The 17,229-nt window shown below is 42.4% G+C and carries 17 protein-coding genes and 1 other annotated feature; of the genes, 14 read left to right on the top strand and 3 right to left on the bottom strand.

The annotated features are described in order from the left end of the window. Window positions 1–278 precede the first annotated feature (278 nt). The 4 genes from AB3329_RS03195 to AB3329_RS03180 all read left to right on the top strand — a co-directional run bounded on the left by AB3329_RS03195 (window position 279) and on the right by AB3329_RS03180 (window position 5,772). A complete protein-coding gene (locus AB3329_RS03195; RefSeq protein WP_368394380.1) occupies window positions 279–3,134 on the top strand; it encodes a GBS Bsp-like repeat-containing protein in 2,856 nt (951 codons plus the stop codon). A gap of 24 nt (window positions 3,135–3,158) precedes the next feature. Further along, complete coding sequence (locus tag AB3329_RS03190; protein WP_368394303.1) at window positions 3,159–3,740, top strand: DUF6287 domain-containing protein; 582 nt, start codon at window positions 3,159–3,161, stop codon at window positions 3,738–3,740. Between the two features lie 263 nt (window positions 3,741–4,003). Next, complete coding sequence (pepT, locus tag AB3329_RS03185; RefSeq protein WP_368394302.1) at window positions 4,004–5,224, top strand: peptidase T; 1,221 nt, start codon at window positions 4,004–4,006, stop codon at window positions 5,222–5,224. Window positions 5,225–5,280: 56 nt separating this feature from the next. Continuing rightward, window positions 5,281–5,772, top strand: coding sequence for an EbsA family protein (locus AB3329_RS03180; RefSeq protein WP_368394301.1), 492 nt, complete (start codon window positions 5,281–5,283; stop codon window positions 5,770–5,772). Here the strand turns inward: AB3329_RS03180 and AB3329_RS03175 are convergent. Then, the gene (locus AB3329_RS03175; RefSeq protein ID WP_368394299.1) at window positions 5,759–5,956 is read right to left on the bottom strand and encodes a ferredoxin; all 198 of its coding nucleotides are present in this window, start codon (window positions 5,954–5,956) and stop codon (window positions 5,759–5,761) included. The genes AB3329_RS03180 and AB3329_RS03175 overlap by 14 nt on opposite strands. A gap of 46 nt (window positions 5,957–6,002) precedes the next feature. Between AB3329_RS03175 and AB3329_RS03170 the strand changes: the two genes are divergently transcribed. The 5 genes from AB3329_RS03170 to rplT all read left to right on the top strand — a co-directional run bounded on the left by AB3329_RS03170 (window position 6,003) and on the right by rplT (window position 8,555). Then, the gene (locus tag AB3329_RS03170; RefSeq protein WP_368394298.1) at window positions 6,003–6,512 is read left to right on the top strand and encodes an SAG1386/EF1546 family surface-associated protein; all 510 of its coding nucleotides are present in this window, start codon (window positions 6,003–6,005) and stop codon (window positions 6,510–6,512) included. A gap of 18 nt (window positions 6,513–6,530) precedes the next feature. After that, window positions 6,531–7,211 (top strand): (d)CMP kinase, encoded by a 681-nt coding sequence (gene cmk, locus AB3329_RS03165; protein WP_368394296.1) that lies wholly within the window; start codon window positions 6,531–6,533, stop codon window positions 7,209–7,211. A gap of 27 nt (window positions 7,212–7,238) precedes the next feature. After that, window positions 7,239–7,365: a sequence feature (ribosomal protein L20 leader region), on the top strand. A gap of 17 nt (window positions 7,366–7,382) precedes the next feature. Continuing rightward, window positions 7,383–7,913 (top strand): translation initiation factor IF-3, encoded by a 531-nt coding sequence (infC, locus tag AB3329_RS03160; RefSeq protein WP_067061361.1) that lies wholly within the window; start codon window positions 7,383–7,385, stop codon window positions 7,911–7,913. Window positions 7,914–7,954: 41 nt separating this feature from the next. Continuing rightward, window positions 7,955–8,155: a 50S ribosomal protein L35 gene (gene rpmI, locus AB3329_RS03155; RefSeq protein WP_368394295.1), complete on the top strand. Its 201-nt coding sequence runs from the start codon at window positions 7,955–7,957 to the stop codon at window positions 8,153–8,155. 37 nt (window positions 8,156–8,192) lie between these two features. Next, window positions 8,193–8,555, top strand: a complete 363-nt coding sequence (gene rplT / locus AB3329_RS03150) for a 50S ribosomal protein L20 (protein WP_067061369.1) — start codon at window positions 8,193–8,195, stop codon at window positions 8,553–8,555. Window positions 8,556–8,738: 183 nt separating this feature from the next. Here rplT and bsh read toward each other — a convergent pair whose 3' ends face one another. After that, complete coding sequence (gene bsh / locus AB3329_RS03145) at window positions 8,739–9,713, bottom strand: choloylglycine hydrolase (RefSeq protein WP_368394294.1); 975 nt, start codon at window positions 9,711–9,713, stop codon at window positions 8,739–8,741. A 279-nt stretch (window positions 9,714–9,992) separates the two neighbouring features. Beyond that, window positions 9,993–12,149, bottom strand: a complete 2,157-nt coding sequence (locus AB3329_RS03140) for an LTA synthase family protein (protein WP_497008017.1) — start codon at window positions 12,147–12,149, stop codon at window positions 9,993–9,995. A gap of 137 nt (window positions 12,150–12,286) precedes the next feature. Between AB3329_RS03140 and AB3329_RS03135 the strand changes: the two genes are divergently transcribed. From AB3329_RS03135 to aroC, 5 genes are read left to right on the top strand one after another with little or no spacing between them, the layout of a single operon-like run. After that, a complete protein-coding gene (locus AB3329_RS03135; protein ID WP_368394293.1) occupies window positions 12,287–13,453 on the top strand; it encodes a class I SAM-dependent rRNA methyltransferase in 1,167 nt (388 codons plus the stop codon). After that, window positions 13,450–14,127, top strand: a complete 678-nt coding sequence (aroD, locus tag AB3329_RS03130) for a type I 3-dehydroquinate dehydratase (RefSeq protein ID WP_368394291.1) — start codon at window positions 13,450–13,452, stop codon at window positions 14,125–14,127. Before AB3329_RS03135 ends, aroD begins: the two co-directional genes overlap by 4 nt. Next, window positions 14,117–14,980, top strand: coding sequence for a shikimate dehydrogenase (locus tag AB3329_RS03125; RefSeq protein ID WP_368394290.1), 864 nt, complete (start codon window positions 14,117–14,119; stop codon window positions 14,978–14,980). Before aroD ends, AB3329_RS03125 begins: the two co-directional genes overlap by 11 nt. 12 nt (window positions 14,981–14,992) lie before the next feature. Next, complete coding sequence (aroB, locus tag AB3329_RS03120) at window positions 14,993–16,060, top strand: 3-dehydroquinate synthase (protein ID WP_368394289.1); 1,068 nt, start codon at window positions 14,993–14,995, stop codon at window positions 16,058–16,060. Then, window positions 16,061–17,227, top strand: coding sequence for a chorismate synthase (gene aroC, locus AB3329_RS03115; RefSeq protein WP_368394288.1), 1,167 nt, complete (start codon window positions 16,061–16,063; stop codon window positions 17,225–17,227). The last annotated feature ends 2 nt before the right edge of the window (window positions 17,228–17,229 follow it).

Raw genomic sequence — 17,229 nt, 5'->3', positions numbered from 1 at the left:
TCGGATACATCTTACTGGGCTGTTTTCATTGGCAGGCAGACGATCTTATTATCTAAGTGTCAAACTGTTCGGAGTCTAACCTTAAAAACAGTCATTAAGCTGAAAAAGAGCAGGTGTTTTACACTCGTCTATTATAAAAGTAGACTTCTTTTGTAAAAAAGCTTTAAAATAGCAGACTTGCCCACCATATCAATGAATGTTATAATAATTTTAAATAAAGAAAGGTTTTACTATTGGAAAAGAAAAAGCTACAGACTTATCTTATCGCTCCTTTTGTAATGAGCGTCTTCTTGGGGACTGGATCTGTCCTGGCTGATGAACAGTATTTGGACAGCCCACTTCCGGAAACTGCTGTGACAGAGGCACAGCCAAGCATTCAGACAGAAGCGGCAGATAACAACGATAAAGCTGAGGAAATTCCGGAAGGAGTACTGCCATCTGAATCAGCTGATGTTCAGGAGGAACCGGCTTCTGATCTGACGGGATCAACAGAAACTGAAGAGGCAGATTCTCCTCTTGTTCAGGAGGAGACAGCCGCTGCAAATGCTGAAGAAGAAACAGCAGTTTCTATCAATGCGGAAGAACTTCAGCAGTTGGCTGGGAACGCTGAGGAGGCTTCTTTAAGAGCAGTGTCACCTGATGAAAGTCAGCAGGAATCGGCTACAGCTTGGGAGGATCAAATGATTTCTTCGGCTGTTGATACAGTACTTCTTACAGAAACTAATCAGCCCCAGCCTCTTACCCTAGCTAACGTGACAGATAAAGAAATAAACATTGCCTATCAGAAACCTGTTGCCTCCGATGAACGCATTATGTTTGCTGTTTGGTCTGATGCAAATGGACAGGATGATTTAGTGTGGTACACTGCTGATGCAGCCGGCGCTGCTTATGTTGACTTATCACGGCATAGGTCTTACGGGACTTACCATATTCATACCTATTCGGTTCGAAGCAGCGGCAATTACGGCTTAGATGCGATGACTGTTACGGTAGCCGAACCGCAAATTGAAACAGCGATTAAACAGACAGGAAATGGCAGCTTTGATATCATTATCAGCAAAGTTCCTCAAAGTATTACTGATATCATGGTTCCGGTCTGGTCGGATCAAAAAGGACAGGATGATTTGATATGGTATACTGCCAGACAGACTCAGCAGGGGACTTATACGGTCAGTGTTGCGGTGAAAGACCATAATAATGACAGAGGGCATTATAATGCGAATATCTATGGTTACAGCACAATATTAGGAAGTCAAATCGGTTTAGCTTCCACATCCGGTTTTGATAATGTGGATACACGCAGCAATGCTACGGTTTCTATTGCAAATTATGCTGAGAATAAGACTACTTTTGATGTCGTGGTTGCAGGTTCATCTGCGACCAAAGAGATGACAGCTGTTAATATTGCGGTTTGGTCTCAGGACAAGGGACAGGACGACCTGAAATGGTATTCTCCGGCAGTCAGAAATAACAGAGCTTCTGCAACTATCAATATTGCTGACCATTCCAATCGCTCTGATCAGTATATTGTTCATGTGTATACGGACTATAGCGACGGGACAACGGTAGGGACAGTTTTGGGCTCCTATAAAATTACCAAACCGGCTGATAAGAACACTGTCACGGCTAGCTTAACCAGCGATGGTATTGCCATAAAACTGGATTCTAATACAGTAACAGATTACAGTAAAGTCCATTTCGCAGTCTGGTCAGACGAAAAAGGACAGGATGATCTCCAATGGTATCAATCGAGCAGCAGCGGTACTGTTACTGCACCGTATAGCAATCACAGCGGTTATGGGCTTTATCATATTCATGCTTATCTCAATGATAAGGGGCATATGGTTGGCCTTAATGCAAAAGATTTCGATATTGGCCAGCCTAATGTGAAAACAGCAATTGCTAAAGCTACAGAAACCACTTATACGGTAACTGTTTCTGAGGTTCCGGTTTATATAAGTTCGATAATGCTTCCGGTGTGGACGAGTCATAATGGTCAGGACGATCTCAGCTGGCTTACTGCAAACAGGCAAGCTAACGGCACTTATACAGCAACTATTAATTTGCGGGATCATTACTTTGAAACGGGACATTATCACGTTAATGTCTATGGGCAAAGTAAAATCGGTAATCAGTTTATCGGCTTATCTGCAACTGAAGGGTTTACGGTAACGGAGGCCGTCAGAGCAGCAGATGCTGCAGTCACAGTAACGAACCACAATGCGGCAGCTGGCAGACTTGAAGTGGTGGTTACAGAAAAAGCTGACGGGAAAATTGTCAAAAGTGTCCAAGTAGCGGCTTGGTCAGAAAGCAATCAAGCCAATCTTGCCTGGTATGAAACGACCTCAGTAAGTAATGGTAAGGCGTCTGTGACTGTAGATGCGAAAAACCATGGTTATATTCAAGGAAATTACACCGTTCATGCCTATATTAATTATAATGATGGCAGCACATCAGGATTTGATCTGGGAAACTATGCATTCAATGCTGAAAGACCGGCGGTTGAATTACCATCATATTTCATTGATATCAGCAGCCACAACGGCATTATTTCAACAGCTGAATTTACTTCTTTGAAACAGCAGGGGATTGAGGGTGTTGTTGTGAAGCTGACTGAAGGAACGAGCTATACCAATCCTTATGCCCGGGCGCAGATTGCTAATGCTCAGGCAGCCGGTATCAAAGTATCTGCTTACCATTACTCGCATTACACGACAGAAGCGCAAGCCAGAGCCGAAGCTCAGTATTTTGTCAGTGTCGCTCAGTCTTTAGGGCTTTCAAATGCTACTGTGATGGTCAATGATATGGAAGAATCTGCTATGCTGCCTAATATTAACAGCAATGTACAAGCTTGGCAGAATGAGATGAACCGTCTGGGATATAACAATGTTGTTCACTACACAATGGCCAGCTGGCTGGATATCCGCGGCGGTCAAGTCAGCACATCCCAGTTTGGCTTGTCGAATTTCTGGATTGCCCATTATACCAATGGTTATACTTACTTGAGTCAAGAACAGGCAAAAGCTCTGTCCTACTACTCAAATGCTGCAGCTTGGCAGTATACCAGTGTTTCACCTAAGTTATCGCATAATCTGGACGAAAATATTGATTATACCGGCCGGTTTACCCGATAACCAGCAGTTAGAAAGTTGGCGCTTATGACCAAAATAATCAGTCGTTTTGCAGCCTGTTTGGCAGTGATTGTTTTACTTACTGCCTGTGCAGAGCAAAAAAACGGGACGGACAGTCAAACAGCTTCTGGAACTGTTTCATCTTCCCAAGCAACCAGCAGTCAGACTCAATCAGAAGACTCTCGGACTTCATCGTCTTCTGACAGAACTTCTGAGTCAGGTGAACAGTCAGAGTCTGAAATAGCAGCAATCAATGGACTGGATACCGGCCGAGTCTTAAAAGGGGATTATGGAACCATGGCAGGAAGCTGGGAAAATGCTGCCGCTGATGCCCTTACTTTCAATCAAACAGGTTTAACAACATCAGGAATGACTGGAAGCTTCCTTGATATTGATCAGGATGGTGTTTTATTGCTGAATGTTGAAACAGCCGGTAAAACCAATCTGACGCTCTACATAATTCCAGCCGGTAAGACTCTTTCATCTGCTTACTTTAGCAATGGACAGTCTGATACGACAGATATAGCAAAAGACCGCATTCTTTCTTCTCAAGACTTAACTGCAGAGAATTTAGCAGAGAAGGCTTATTACCATATTACTGCTGAATAAAGAATCGTACCAAGCGGTCAGCGGTTTAAAAGCAAACGGCTCAGCGCTTGTCTATGTGCCTGCTCTTGTACATAATAAAGCTTTACCATTTTCGGTCAGTCCGCCTGACATGAGAAAGGGTAAAGCTTTTTTGATGTAAGAGCTGCGGCTAATAATCAATGAATTATCAGGCAGAAAAAACATAAGCGGCCATAAATGACTTAGCAGTAGAGACTGTTTGTGTTTTTTGCTATAATAAAATGGACTAAATATTGAGGTGACCTATGGGATATACAAATTTGTTGGAGCGTCTTTTGACTTATATCCGAATCAATACTCGCAGCAATCCTGCCAGTAAAAAGACACCTTCAACGCAGAGCCAGATTGATTTTGCACTGAACATCCTAAAACCTGAAATGGAGGCTGTCGGTCTTCAGGATGTGCATTATTTGCCAGAGAATGGCTATATAATCGGTACTTTACCGGCTACCGATCCGGCAAAAAAGAACAGAATCGGTTTTATTTCACATATGGATACAGCCGACTATAATGCTCAAGGAGTTAATCCGCAGGTTATTGAACATTATGATGGCGACAGTATCGCTCTTGGTGAATCGGGTTATCATTTGACACCGCAGGAATTTCCGCAATTAAAGTATTATAAAGGGCAGACTTTAATTACAACTGATGGTTCTACCTTGCTGGGCGCTGACGATAAAGCAGGTATCGCAGAAATTATAACAGCAATGGCTTATTTAGCTGAGCATCCTGAGATAAAACACGGTGAGATTCGAGTCGGATTTGGTCCGGATGAGGAAATCGGTGTTGGAGCAGATAAATTTGCTGCAGACGATTTTGCTGTTGACTTTGCCTATACAGTTGATGGCGGTCCGCTAGGTGAACTGCAGTATGAGACCTTTAATGCCGCTGCTTTGGAAATTGATTTCTTAGGCCGCAATGTCCATCCTGGGACCGCAAAAGATCAAATGATCAATGCCCTGCAGCTGGCTTTTGATTTTCATTCTCAGCTGCCTGATGCCGAGCGTCCGGAAAAGACAGCAGGCTATGAAGGTTTTTACCATTTATTTAATCTTGAAGGAAATGTCGAAAAAGCCCATAGTTCTTATATTATCCGTGATTTTGACAGTCATTCATTTGAGGAGCGCAAGGCTTTGGTCCGAAACCTTGCCGAGAAAATGAACAGGGACTATGGGGCTAAACGTGTTTGTGTCAGTTTAGATGACCAGTACTACAATATGAAACAAGTGCTGGAAAAGGATAAACGTCCGGTAGTTATTGCGGAAGAAGCTATGAAAAAAATAGGTATCAAGCCGCTTATTGCTCCTATTCGAGGCGGAACAGACGGCTCAAAAATTTCTTTTATGGGCATTCCGACCCCTAATTTATTTGCCGGCGGTGAGAATATGCACGGGCCGTTTGAGTTTGTCAGTTTGCAGACAATGGAGAGGGCTGTAGATCTTATTATTGAAATCGTAAAATTTTGAGAATTCCCACTAAAAAAGAAAAAAATATGATAGAATAGAGGTGTTGGGAGGGCTCTATGATCAAAATTTTTGGCAAAATAAGGTACCATTGGCAGCCTGAATTATCCTGGCTGATTATTTATTGGTCAATTGCAATCGCTCCTATATTTATTGGCTTATCACTTTTGTTTGAAAGAACTAGAATTCCGTCTTATATTTTTATTTTGTTTGCTTTATTTATTGTTCTGGTCAATATTGGGTTTTACAGGTACTTCATTATTGAGGAGAACGGTATCCTGCGAATCGTTTCCCTGAATCCGAGAATTCCTAAAAAAATAGCTATTGCCTCAATTGACAAAATAGAAGTGACTTATTCAACCTTATCTCTTCATTTGGCTGACGGGAAAAGCTATATGTTCTATATGAGAAAATGGCCGAAGAAATATTTTTTAGATGCTTTGGCTGTCGATCCGGATTTTAGAGGAGAAGTTGAGCTGTTGGATAATTTTACAAAGATGGATTATTTTGAAGTTTATAAAAAAGACAAAAAAACTCCTACAAAATTGTAAGAGCTTTAGTTGGGCAGGCTTTAACAGCTTTTAGGGTATCCTGATCCTGACTGTTGATTGTTTTAACCAATTCTGAGCTGTCAGAAAATTTGACTATGCCGTCATCGTCATAATCAAACAGTTTGGAATAGGTCTGGCAAAGCCCGCAGGCGATACATTTTTCTGGGATTAATGCTACTTTCATGCTATTATTGTAATATGAATTGAATTATTTAACAAGGGGGAAAATCATGGCAAAACAACCATGGGAAGAAAAAATAGTTGACGACAGTGAAGAGCAGACAGCAGACAGCAAGGAAGAAAAGAAAAAATCAGAAGACAGTAAAACCTTGGTGATTTCGACACCTTGGCTGACAGCTTTGCTGAGCGTTTTTTTCTTGTTGATTGTCGGTATATTGTTTGTCTTTTACTACACTTCAAACAATAATACAGATGAGACTGCCCAGTCATCATCTGCTCAGGTTACAACGTCTGCAGGGAATTCGGCTGAAACGACAGTCAGTCAGGAAACATCAGCCAGCTCAAGCTCTGAAGAAACAACTGCATCTTCCAGTGATACAACAACATCGGAAAGTTCTGAAGGAAACGGTGAAACCATAACGGTTTTAGCTGGTGAAGGGGCAGCAGCTATTGCTTCACGTGCAGGGATATCGGTAGAAGAGCTGCAGGCCTTAAATCCAGATCATATGACACTCGGTTACTGGTATGCGGATCCGGGTGATGAAGTTCGCATTAACTAATCAGAATTAGAGGAGACCATGAAACCCATTACAATTGCTATTGATGGTCCGGCTTCAAGCGGAAAAAGTACAGTAGCCAAGATTGTTGCTAAAAATCTTGGCTATACTTATTTGGATACCGGAGCAATGTATCGTTCAGTGACTTATCTCGCTTTGCAACATCAGCTTGGAGATGAGCAGATTTCTGAAATTTTGGAGCTTATCAGGACTAATCCCATTTCTTTTTCACAAACAGCTGATGGCCAACAGGTTGTTTTTGCTGGCGATCAAGATGTCAGCTCAGCTATTCGCCAGAATGCTGTCACCAGAAATGTTTCTTGGCTGTCAGCTATCCCCGAAATCAGAGAAGAGTTGGTTGCTCAGCAGCGCCGGATTGCAAAAGACGGAGCCATTGTTATGGACGGACGTGATATCGGAACGGTCGTCCTGCCTGATGCAGAGCTTAAAATTTTTCTGCAGGCATCTGTTGAGGAACGGGCGCAGCGCCGTTTTAAGGAAAATCAGGAGAAAGGGATCAAAACTGACTTCGAAAGGTTAAAGCGTGATATCGAAGAACGTGATTATAAAGACAGTCACCGTGCTGTTTCGCCCTTAGTGCCCGCAGCAGATGCGTTTATTTTTGATACGACAGGTGTTAGTATTGCAGATGTTGTTCATTTTATTCAGGAAAAAGCTGAAAAAATTATTGACAGGAACTAAACCTCATGTTATACTAGCTATTAGCAGTGAGAAAAGCAGAAGTGAGAACTTCTCGCCTTGCGACTCAACGTTGTCTGGCTCTACATATCAAGTTTCAGTAATGAAATATATTGTAGTGCGGATTTGTGAATCAAGTCCGCTTTCGTTTTTCTCTTGAAAAAGAAAAAAGAGGTGAAGATTATAGCTAAGAAAGATCTATTCATTAATGACGAAATCCGTGTCCGTGAAGTTCGTCTTGTTGGTCTTAATGGCGAACAGCTGGGCATTAAGCCGCTCTCGGAAGCTCAGGCTGCTGCGGATGAGGCTAATGTAGATTTGGTCCTGATTCAGCCACAGGCTACACCCCCAGTTGCGAAAATTATGGACTACGGCAAGTTCAAATTTGAATATCAAAAGAAACAAAAAGAGCAGCGCAAAAAACAAAGCGTTGTCACCGTAAAAGAAGTGCGTCTGAGTCCGGTTATTGATAAGGGGGATTTTGAGACGAAACTTCGCAACGGCCGCAAATTTTTGGAAAAAGGCAATAAAGTTAAGGTTTCCATTCGCTTTAAGGGCCGGATGATTACCCATAAAGATATCGGAGCAAAAGTCTTGGCTGAATTTGCTGAAAGAACTCAGGATATTGCGATTATTGAACAGAGAGCTAAGATGGACGGCCGGCAGATGTTTATGCAGCTTGCCCCGATTCCTGATAAGAAATAAGCTTGATATAAGTGTATTATGACGTAAGGAGAATAGAAAAAATGCCAAAACAAAAAACTCACCGCGCCTCAGCTAAACGTTTTAAACGTACAGGTTCAGGCGGACTTAAACGCTTCCGCGCTTATACTTCTCACCGTTTCCACGGTAAAACTAAGAAACAGCGCCGCCACCTTCGCAAAGCAGCGATGGTTCATTCAGGTGATTTTAAGCGTATTAAATCAATGGTAACAGGACTTAAGTAAGTCGGCATTTCTGAAAAAAGTATTGGAGGATTTATAAATGGCTCGTGTTAAAGGTGGCGTTGTTTCACGCAAACGCCGTAAACGTGTTTTAAAATTAGCAAAAGGTTATTATGGTGCAAAGCATATCTTGTTCCGTACTGCAAAAGAACAAGTGATGAATTCTTACTACTATGCTTACCGTGACCGCCGTCAAAAGAAACGTGATTTCCGTAAGCTGTGGATTACTCGTATCAATGCAGCGGCTCGTATGAACGGCCTGTCTTATTCACAGTTGATGCATGGTTTGAAATTGGCTGAAATCGAAGTTAACCGGAAGATGTTAGCTGATTTGGCTGTTAATGATGCTGCTGCTTTTACTGCGCTTGCTGAGGCAGCAAAGGCTAAACTGGAAACAGCCTAGTTTAAATTGAGATTAGCCGATTCCATAAGACGGTAAAGGCCGTCTAAAAAACGAGAGTAGGGGAAAACCTGTTCCTGTCGGAACTGCGGTTTTTCTCTCACTTTTCATTAAAGTAAGGATGGCTTTGTTCGAATCCAAAAAACCGAAGCTGAGACATTTTGTCCCGGCTTCGGTTTTTTGGATTTAATTAAGAATATGAATCTGCTGTTCATCAATGATAGGATAGGTGACTGTCTGACTTCCGTTTAAGTCCTCTTTAGTTAAATCAACTCCTGTGATCTGACTGTTATTATAAGTTCTGTAATAATAAACGCCGGTATCCAAATTGCAGCAGGAAGAATAGATAGTATGTTCATATTTGTGTTCACCTACTTGGCATAAGCCCATTTGCTGCTCAACAGATCCTAAAATATGGAAGAACTGGCTGATGCTTTCACTTTCTGAGCTGCCGGACACTGAGTTAAGTCGTGTAAAGGCAACTTTCACGAAGCGTGAAGCCGATGACAGATCACCAGGCATGCCGATTCCGCCCATTCCCCGGCTGTAAACATCCAAGTCCATTTGGTCAGAAAAATGGTTTTCGGGTGTTGCTACGGATAATGCCCGATAATTATTAAGGTTAAACAGCTGATAGTCGAAAGGAGGGTTGTTGGTCAATACTCCAGCAGGGTTATCATAAAGTTTTAATCCCTCTTTAACACTTTCAATGACAATAGCCTCATCTTTGTCAGCCAGCAGCCAGTGCAAAGGTGAAAGCGGCAGCTCAGGACTGAAATTGATGTTAACGAGGTTAATGCGGGCTAAAAGCTCTTTGGCTTCAGCCACCGTAGAGCATTGGCTGAGAATCCAAGGGATAAATTCAAAAGGAGTGATATTGTCTTTTCCTTCTGCAAATGGTTTGTAATCTGCGTTGTCCGGAAAGTTGAGTCCAGCCATGGCTAAGCCTTTTTCGTTCATAGCATCGTAGTATAAAGGATATTCTTTTACATTAGCTGTGATACCGATAATGGCATAATGGTGGTCAATGCTGTCTGCTTTTCGAAAGACAAACGGATAATTTCTCGGCGTAATCGTGACAACTTCATTATAAGAAATTTCATAGTCAAAATTTCGGCCGAAATAGTGATTTTTTGTTGAAAATGTAATAGCAGTACACATAATATTGAACCTCCTTAATAATTATGATAACCCTTACATCTTCATATTAATACTAATTCTAAATTTTTTCAAATAAAGTGTTCATATTTGTATAAAAAATTTTGTCGCTGAGAACGTAAGAAACAAGTTGCTGAAAAACTTTTGACTGACATAAAAAACGAAGCTGAGAAATTTAATTCTTAGCTTCGTTTGTTTTATGAGAATAAGAGCAGCTTGCTGCTTTTGAAATCACAATTTTTATCCGCATTCTTTTTATTCTTACTTAATCCTATGCCCTGATTATGGCTCTGAGCTGGAAGAAGAACTGGAGCTTGAAGGAGAAGTATCATGCAGCTCAGCATAACTTGGCGCCTGGAAGAGATCCTGAGTTGTTTTATTGCCATTGCGGCTGAATATACTGTTTGATTCCTGCCCCAAATCTTTAGCTATAGTTTCCAGCTGTTTGAGCTGATCTGTGTATGCTATCTTACTGCTATCCACAGGTTTTAAATCCTCATTACTGTAAAAGCGCAAAAGGTCACCTGTCTGGATAGCATCGCTGATTGAAAGCTGCATTGAGGCTGTCTCACGGATTTCTTTCAGTTTGGCTTCTGTCTCTTCATCGGGATTCGTGATTTCCTCACCGCTTTGTGTGAAATAGGTTCGTCCGCTGTAACTGGTATATTCCGGAGTAATATAGTAACCGGAAGTTCGAAGTGAAACAATCTGGTCATTATCCGGCGAGAGGAGGTCCTGTCCGAGTTGGATATACTGACTGCTGTCTATCCCAAGCAGATGCAGGAGTGTAGGCAGAGAATCAATTTCGCCGCCATAAGTATCATTGATAAATCCTTGGTTGTAGCCGGGGATATGAATCATATATGGAACTCGCTGCAGCATAGCATTGTCATACTCTGTCCAAGTTTCTGGATCTTTGCCAAGTAAGCTGGCTAAACTGGTATTGCGGCTGTTGGAAATTCCGTAGTGGTCACCGTAAAGAACAATGATAGAATTATCATAGATTCCGGCTGCCTGCAAGTATTTAAAGAAAGCTTCGACCGATGCGTCTAAATAATTTGCTGTAGCAAAGTAACCATTGATGGTTTCATCACCTGTATCGGCCAGAGGGAAGCCTTCTTCATCCGCTTCTCCTGACAGGCTTGTGTAGGGATAATGATTTGAAACAGTGATATACTTAGCATAAAAAGGCTGCTGGAGCTGCTCTAAATATTTAATAGAATCGGCAAACATATATTTATCGTTGAGCCCATACTGAAAAGAGTTGCTCTTGGTTTGTTCTGAAAAAGAGGAGGAATCAAAGAAATAGTTGTAGCCCCACTGTTTATAGGTGTTGTTTCGGTTCCAAAAGCTGCCGACATTGCCGTGAAAAACGGCACTGGAATAGTTATCTTTTTGTGCCAGAATGGATGGAGCGGCGTAAGCTGTATTATCACCGCCGTAATTAACCATATAGGATCCGGTATTGAGACCGAATAATGACGTCTCCATCATAGTTTCTGCATCTGAGGTCTTACCAGCTTTTACCTGATGGAAAAAGTTGGAAAAAGAGATGGTGGACTGAGAATGGTAAAGGGAGTTGATAAAAGGTGTCACCTCATGTTCGCTCCCGTCAGCATTTAATTTATAGTCAATCAGGAATTGCTGAAAACTTTCCAAATGAATCATAATGACATTGCGATTTTTCGCAATTCCGAAGTATTTGGCATCGGGTTTGGCATAATGGTCTGAAACATAGGTTTCGACCTCGGCCAATTTTTCAGCCGTTGCCTCCGAACGCTCTTTCTGAGCCTGATAGGTTTGATTAGCGCTGTATACCGTAAAGGCTGGAAGACCGATAGCACGGACTAAATAGGTATTGGAAAACCCGCGGGTCAGAAGCTGCGGCCGGTCAACTTCTGCCATGAATAGATTAATGGAAAAGAAAAGACCGGATAGGGCTGTGACAGCAAATGCAGCTCTTTTATTGAAGGATCGGCTGTCTGTCTTTACTTTTTTTCTGACAAAAACATAAATTAAGAAGAAAAGATCCAGTATGTAGACGATATATCCCGGTTTTAAAAGATTCAAAGCCGAGTCACCCAAACCAGCAGAAGCACTGCCGCTGGCCAGCATGGTACTGACCGTAATGAAATCAGTAAATTCACTGAAGTAGATAACATTGGCCAGCAGTAAGAAATTTAAAATGATATAGAGCACGATTTCTACGGTGTAGAAGGCCTTTGTATTTGTGATATATAAGGGCAGTCCCAGAACTAAAAGGGCGATAGGGAGCGGATTGATAACTGTCAGAAAAATCTGATAGAGATTGCCGACATCTAAGGAAAAATCAATATTGTAGGCCCAGAGGTTTTTTAGCCAATAAAACAGCAGCAGAGTTAAAACAAAACCCAAGCGGCTGTTCATCATAGCGAGAAATTTGTTTATTACTTTTTTCACTAAACTAACTTCCTTATATAAATATAATTCCTAAAACGTTCTTATTCATAGATTATACCATAAAATGAAGATTTTCATGTGAGAATAAAGTTTTTTGGGAGTAGGAATTTTATTGAAAATCTGCTATAATATGGGTTATGAGTAGACTGTATGTGACTTCTGCTGCCGAAGGGAGGCTAAGCAGAGGAATTCAGTGTTTAGAAGCAAAAGATTTTCAAGAATTAAAGCAGACGGACAAAGAAGTTTTGCTTTATAATAAAGCGCAGCAATTTCTAGGAACAGCTTATCTATCTAAGCAGAATAAGGGAGTTGGTTGGTTTGTATCAAAAGAAAAAATAACTTTAAATAAGGCCTATTTTGCTGCCCTTTTTCGGGCTGCTCGGAAGAGACGGTCGTTTTACGAGCGCTCAGATGGGACGACAGCTTACCGTGTTTTTAATCAGGACGGTGATTTCTTTGGTGGTATGACAGTCGATTTATACGGGGATTATGCGCTTTTCTCTTGGTATAATGCCTTTGTGTACACTATTCGTCAGACGATTGTTGCTGCCTTCAAAGAGGTCTTTGCTGACAAAGTGAAGGGTGCCTATGAAAAGGTTCGTTTTGATGGGCCTGCCTATGACTCCTCTTTTGTTTATGGAGAAAGAGCAGCTGAAAAGTTTCTTATCACTGAAAACGGCCTTAAGTACAGTGTTTTTCTAGACCAAGGCTTAATGACCGGCCTCTTTTTGGATCAGCGCGAAATTCGCAGGGATTTGACTAATGGTTTGGCAGCCGGTAAACGATTGCTCAATCTTTTTTCCTATACGGCAGCCTTTTCTCTGGCTGCTGCTTCTGGGGGAGCAAAAGAGACAGTGTCGGTTGATCTGGCTAAGAGATCTAAGGAACTTTCACAAGCCCATTTTGCAGCCAATGCTATTGCAGATGACAGCCATCAGTTTCTTATCATGGATGTGTTTGACTACCTAAAATATGCTAAGCGGAAGGGCCTCCTGTTTGATATTATTCTGATTGATCCGCCCAGTTTTGCGCGGAATAAGAAGCAAACTTTTTCGGTTCATAAAGATTACCCCAGATTAATCTCTCAGTCACTGGATATTTTAACCGAAGGAGGGCTTATCATTGCTGCAGTCAATGCAGCTAACATGAGTATTTCCCGATTTCAAAAAGAACTGGAAAAGGGGTTTAGCACACGCAGACACACTTACCTTAGTCTCAAGCAGCTGCCGGACGACTTTGCTGTAAATCAAGCAGATGAAAAAAGTAATTATTTGAAAGTATTCACAATAAAGGTGGAAAAATGAAGATAGTAGTACCAGTAATGCCTCGAAGTCTTGAAGAAGTTCAAGCGTTTGAACCTTCCCAATTTGAAACGGCTGATATTGTTGAGTGGCGGGCAGATTTTTTAAATAAAGATGATATTATGACGGTTGCTCCGGCTATTTTTGAAAAATTTGCCGGCTTTGAAATCCTTTTTACACTCCGAACGACCAAAGAAGGCGGCAATATTGACCTGTCTGATGAGGAGTATCTGGGTCTGATTAAGGGCATCAGTTCGATTTACAATCCTGATTATATTGATTTCGAATATTTCACACATATGGAAGCTTTTCAGGAAATGCTGGACTACCCTAATTTAGTCTTGTCCTATCATAATTTTCATGAAACTCCGGAAAATATCATGGAAGCTTTTTCTGAACTGACAGCTCTGGCGCCCAGGGTTGTTAAAATAGCGGTAATGCCTAAAAGTGAGCAAGATGTTTTAGATTTGATGAATTATACCAGAGGTTTTAAAACGCTTAATCCTGAACAGATTTATGCTACTATGTCCATGGGAAAACTGGGACGTATTTCGCGAATGTGCGGTGATTTGGTTGGTTCCAGCTGGAGTTTTGCCAGCCTTGAGCAAGTCAGCGCTCCTGGACAGATTGCACTGCCCGATATGAGAAAAATTAAGGAGATTCTTGATGCAGATTGACGGTCATACCAGATTAGCAGCTGTAGTTGCCAGTCCGATAAAGCATTCGATTTCTCCTTTTATCCATAATTACGCCTTTGCCCATTTAGGCATTAACGGTGTTTATGTCGCTTGGGATACACGGCCGGAGGATTTGGAGGAGACCGTAAAAAATATTCGGCGCTACAATATGTGGGGGATTAATCTGTCTATGCCTTATAAAAGAGTCGTAACACCTTATCTTGATGAGCTGGATGTCAGTGCTTCTTTATTTGGGATGGTCAATACGATTGTCAACCGCGATGGTAAACTAATCGGCTATAATACAGACGGCTACGGTTTTTTTGCTTCTCTCCCCAGTGATTTTACTATTAAGGGAAAAACGCTTACGGTTTTGGGAGGAAGCGGTGCCGCTACAGCTATCTCTGCTTATGCGGCCAGACACGGTGTCGCTAAAATTAATATGTTTAACAAAGAGAAGTACCTCGAAGTCACGCGGCAGCGTCAGGGCAAGGTGACTGAGGTAACAGGCGTTCCTGTGGTCGTGTTTGATTTAGCTGATCAGGCTCTTATTCAGCAGAAAATCAATGAGGCTGATTTAGTGGTCAATGCCAATGGTGTTGGCATGGATGGTGTCACGATGGTCGTGCTTCCTGAAACGCGTTTCAAACAGGGGCAGCTGGTTGCAGATGTGATCTATAATCCTTTTGAAACGCCGTTTATCAAACTGGCTAAATCGCAAGGCATAAAGACCATCAATGGCCTGGGAATGCTTCTGCATCAGGCTGCCGAGACTTTCAGGCTGTGGACAGGGCAGGAAATGCCGGTAACCGAAATTTGGGATGAGCTTTTGAAAAAGTATGCTATCAAGTAAGCAGGTGAGCGAATGAATTTACGGGTTAATCTATCGAGCAATCCATATGATATTATTATTGACAGACACTCTTTAGCAAAGGCAGGAGAATGGGTCAGCAGCATCTGGCAGCCGCAGAAAATTGCGGTAATTACTGATAACCATGTTGGCAGTCTGTATGCCGAGAAAGTTAAACTCAGCCTTGAGGATGCAGGGTTTGATGTGGTTGTTTTTGATTTTTTGGAAGGTGAAGCCAGTAAAAGCCTGACAACTGTCAATAAAGCTTATGAGTTTCTGGTGGAACAATCCTTAACGCGAAGCGACGGAATTGTGGCTCTCGGTGGTGGGGTTGTCGGAGATTTGGCTGGATTTGCAGCTTCTACTTATATGCGAGGGCTGCATTTTTTACAAATTCCTACCAGTCTGACTGCTCAAGTGGATTCTTCTATAGGCGGCAAAACAGGAGTTAATACAGTATTTGCTAAAAATATGGTAGGAACATTTGCTCAGCCTGACGGTGTCCTGATTGATCCAGAAACGCTTAAGACGCTGGGAAGAAGGGAGCTGATTGAAGGTATGGGTGAGGTGATTAAATATGCACTGATTGCCGATCCTGAACTTTGGCAGGAGCTCCTTTCTATGGATGGTTCAGTTCAGTCTATCTTAGACCATGCAGACTCTATTATTTATCGTTCCTGCAATGTTAAACGTGACCTAGTAGTTGAAGATGAATTTGACAATGGTAAGCGGCTCTACTTAAATTTCGGCCATACTATCGGTCATGCTGTTGAGGCGACTGCAGGCTACGGTCAGGTCATGCACGGGGAAGCAGTGGCAATCGGGATGGTTCAGATGGCTCGGGCAGCTGAGAAAAAAGGACTGATGCCGGCCGGAATCGCAGACGACATTGCTGCTATGTGCCAAAAATTCGGCTTACCGACAGTTTATCAGCCATGGGATGTAAACAAATTATATGATACTTTAAGGCATGATAAGAAGGCTCGCGGCAGTTCTATTAAGACGGTCATTGTTCCGGAATTGGGGCGTGCAGCAATTAACCAAATCCCCCTTGAAGAAATGAAAGACTATTTGGAGAGATAGATGAGATATTTAACAGCTGGTGAGTCACACGGTCCGCGTCTGACAGCTATCATCGAAGGTGTGCCTGCGGGTCTTTCCCTAACGGCAGAAGATATCAATATTGACCTCAAACGGCGCCAAGGCGGCTACGGCCGGGGCGGCCGTATGAAAATCGAATCGGATCGGGTTGTTTTCACCTCCGGTGTCCGCCATGGTAAAACGACAGGCGCGCCGATTACTATGGATGTTATCAATAAAGATCATCAAAAATGGCTGGAAATTATGTCGGCAGAGGATATTGACGATCGGCTCAAAACTAAGCGCAAAATTACCCATCCGCGTCCCGGTCATGCTGATCTGGTGGGCGGTATGAAATACCGTTTTGAGGATTTACGCAATTCGCTGGAGCGTTCTTCAGCGCGTGAAACGGCCATGCGTGTGGCAGTTGGAGCTGTCGCCAAGCGTATTCTGGCTGAACTCGATATTGAAATTGCTAATCATGTGGTCGTCTTTGGCGGTAAAACAATTGCTGTTCCGGACGGCTTAACTGTTTCAGAAATCAAAACCTTAGCCGGCCAGTCTGAGATTTCTGTAGTCAATCAGGAACGTGAGCAGGAAATTAAGGATTATATCGACCGAATCAAAAAAGAGGGCGATACAATTGGCGGCGTTGTTGAAACGATTGTTGGCGGCGTGCCAGCCGGTCTGGGGTCTTATGTCCAATGGGACAGAAAATTAGACGGCAAGCTTGCTCAGGCGGTTGTTTCTATTAATGCTTTTAAGGGAGCTGAATTTGGCGTCGGCTTTCAGGCCGGCTACAGAAGAGGCTCTGAAGTGATGGATGAAATTCTGTGGAATGAAGAAGACGGTTATACCCGCCGTACCAACAATCTCGGCGGTTTTGAAGGCGGCATGACCAATGGACAGCCAATTGTCGTGCGAGGAGTGATGAAGCCTATTCCGACACTTTATAAACCGCTGATGTCAGTTGATATTGAAACCCATGAGCCTTATAAGGCTACGGTAGAACGTTCTGACCCTACGGCTCTGCCGGCTGCTGGTGTTGTTATGGAAGCTGTTGTGGCGACAGTCATTGCTAATGAACTTTTGGACAAATTTTCTTCAGATAATATGGAAGAATTAAAAGAAGCTGTCGCCGGCCACCGAGAGTTTGTTAAACATTTTTAGGC

The sequence above is a fragment of the Streptococcus huangxiaojuni genome (assembly GCF_040930515.1).
Taxonomy (GTDB): domain Bacteria; phylum Bacillota; class Bacilli; order Lactobacillales; family Streptococcaceae; genus Streptococcus; species Streptococcus huangxiaojuni.
Note: the sequence above shows the minus strand (reverse complement) of the source record. Positions and strands in the feature narration are given on the sequence as shown.

Bases quoted from the DNA above. Each gene is read 5' to 3' on its own strand.
- AB3329_RS03190 (WP_368394303.1), top strand. From the start codon at position 3,159: ATGACCAAAATAATCAGTCGTTTTGCAGCCTGTTTGGCAGTGATTGTT.
- AB3329_RS03180 (WP_368394301.1), top strand. From the start codon at position 5,281: ATGATCAAAATTTTTGGCAAAATAAGGTACCATTGGCAGCCTGAATTA.
- AB3329_RS03135 (WP_368394293.1), top strand. From the start codon at position 12,287: ATGAGTAGACTGTATGTGACTTCTGCTGCCGAAGGGAGGCTAAGCAGA.
- rpmI (WP_368394295.1), top strand. From the start codon at position 7,955: ATGCCAAAACAAAAAACTCACCGCGCCTCAGCTAAACGTTTTAAACGT.
- bsh (WP_368394294.1), bottom strand. From the start codon at position 9,713: ATGTGTACTGCTATTACATTTTCAACAAAAAATCACTATTTCGGCCGA.
- AB3329_RS03170 (WP_368394298.1), top strand. From the start codon at position 6,003: ATGGCAAAACAACCATGGGAAGAAAAAATAGTTGACGACAGTGAAGAG.
- AB3329_RS03125 (WP_368394290.1), top strand. From the start codon at position 14,117: ATGCAGATTGACGGTCATACCAGATTAGCAGCTGTAGTTGCCAGTCCG.
- AB3329_RS03175 (WP_368394299.1), bottom strand. From the start codon at position 5,956: ATGAAAGTAGCATTAATCCCAGAAAAATGTATCGCCTGCGGGCTTTGC.
- aroC (WP_368394288.1), top strand. From the start codon at position 16,061: ATGAGATATTTAACAGCTGGTGAGTCACACGGTCCGCGTCTGACAGCT.
- AB3329_RS03195 (WP_368394380.1), top strand. From the start codon at position 279: ATGAGCGTCTTCTTGGGGACTGGATCTGTCCTGGCTGATGAACAGTAT.
- aroD (WP_368394291.1), top strand. From the start codon at position 13,450: ATGAAGATAGTAGTACCAGTAATGCCTCGAAGTCTTGAAGAAGTTCAA.
- rplT (WP_067061369.1), top strand. From the start codon at position 8,193: ATGGCTCGTGTTAAAGGTGGCGTTGTTTCACGCAAACGCCGTAAACGT.
- cmk (WP_368394296.1), top strand. From the start codon at position 6,531: ATGAAACCCATTACAATTGCTATTGATGGTCCGGCTTCAAGCGGAAAA.
- aroB (WP_368394289.1), top strand. From the start codon at position 14,993: ATGAATTTACGGGTTAATCTATCGAGCAATCCATATGATATTATTATT.
- pepT (WP_368394302.1), top strand. From the start codon at position 4,004: ATGGGATATACAAATTTGTTGGAGCGTCTTTTGACTTATATCCGAATC.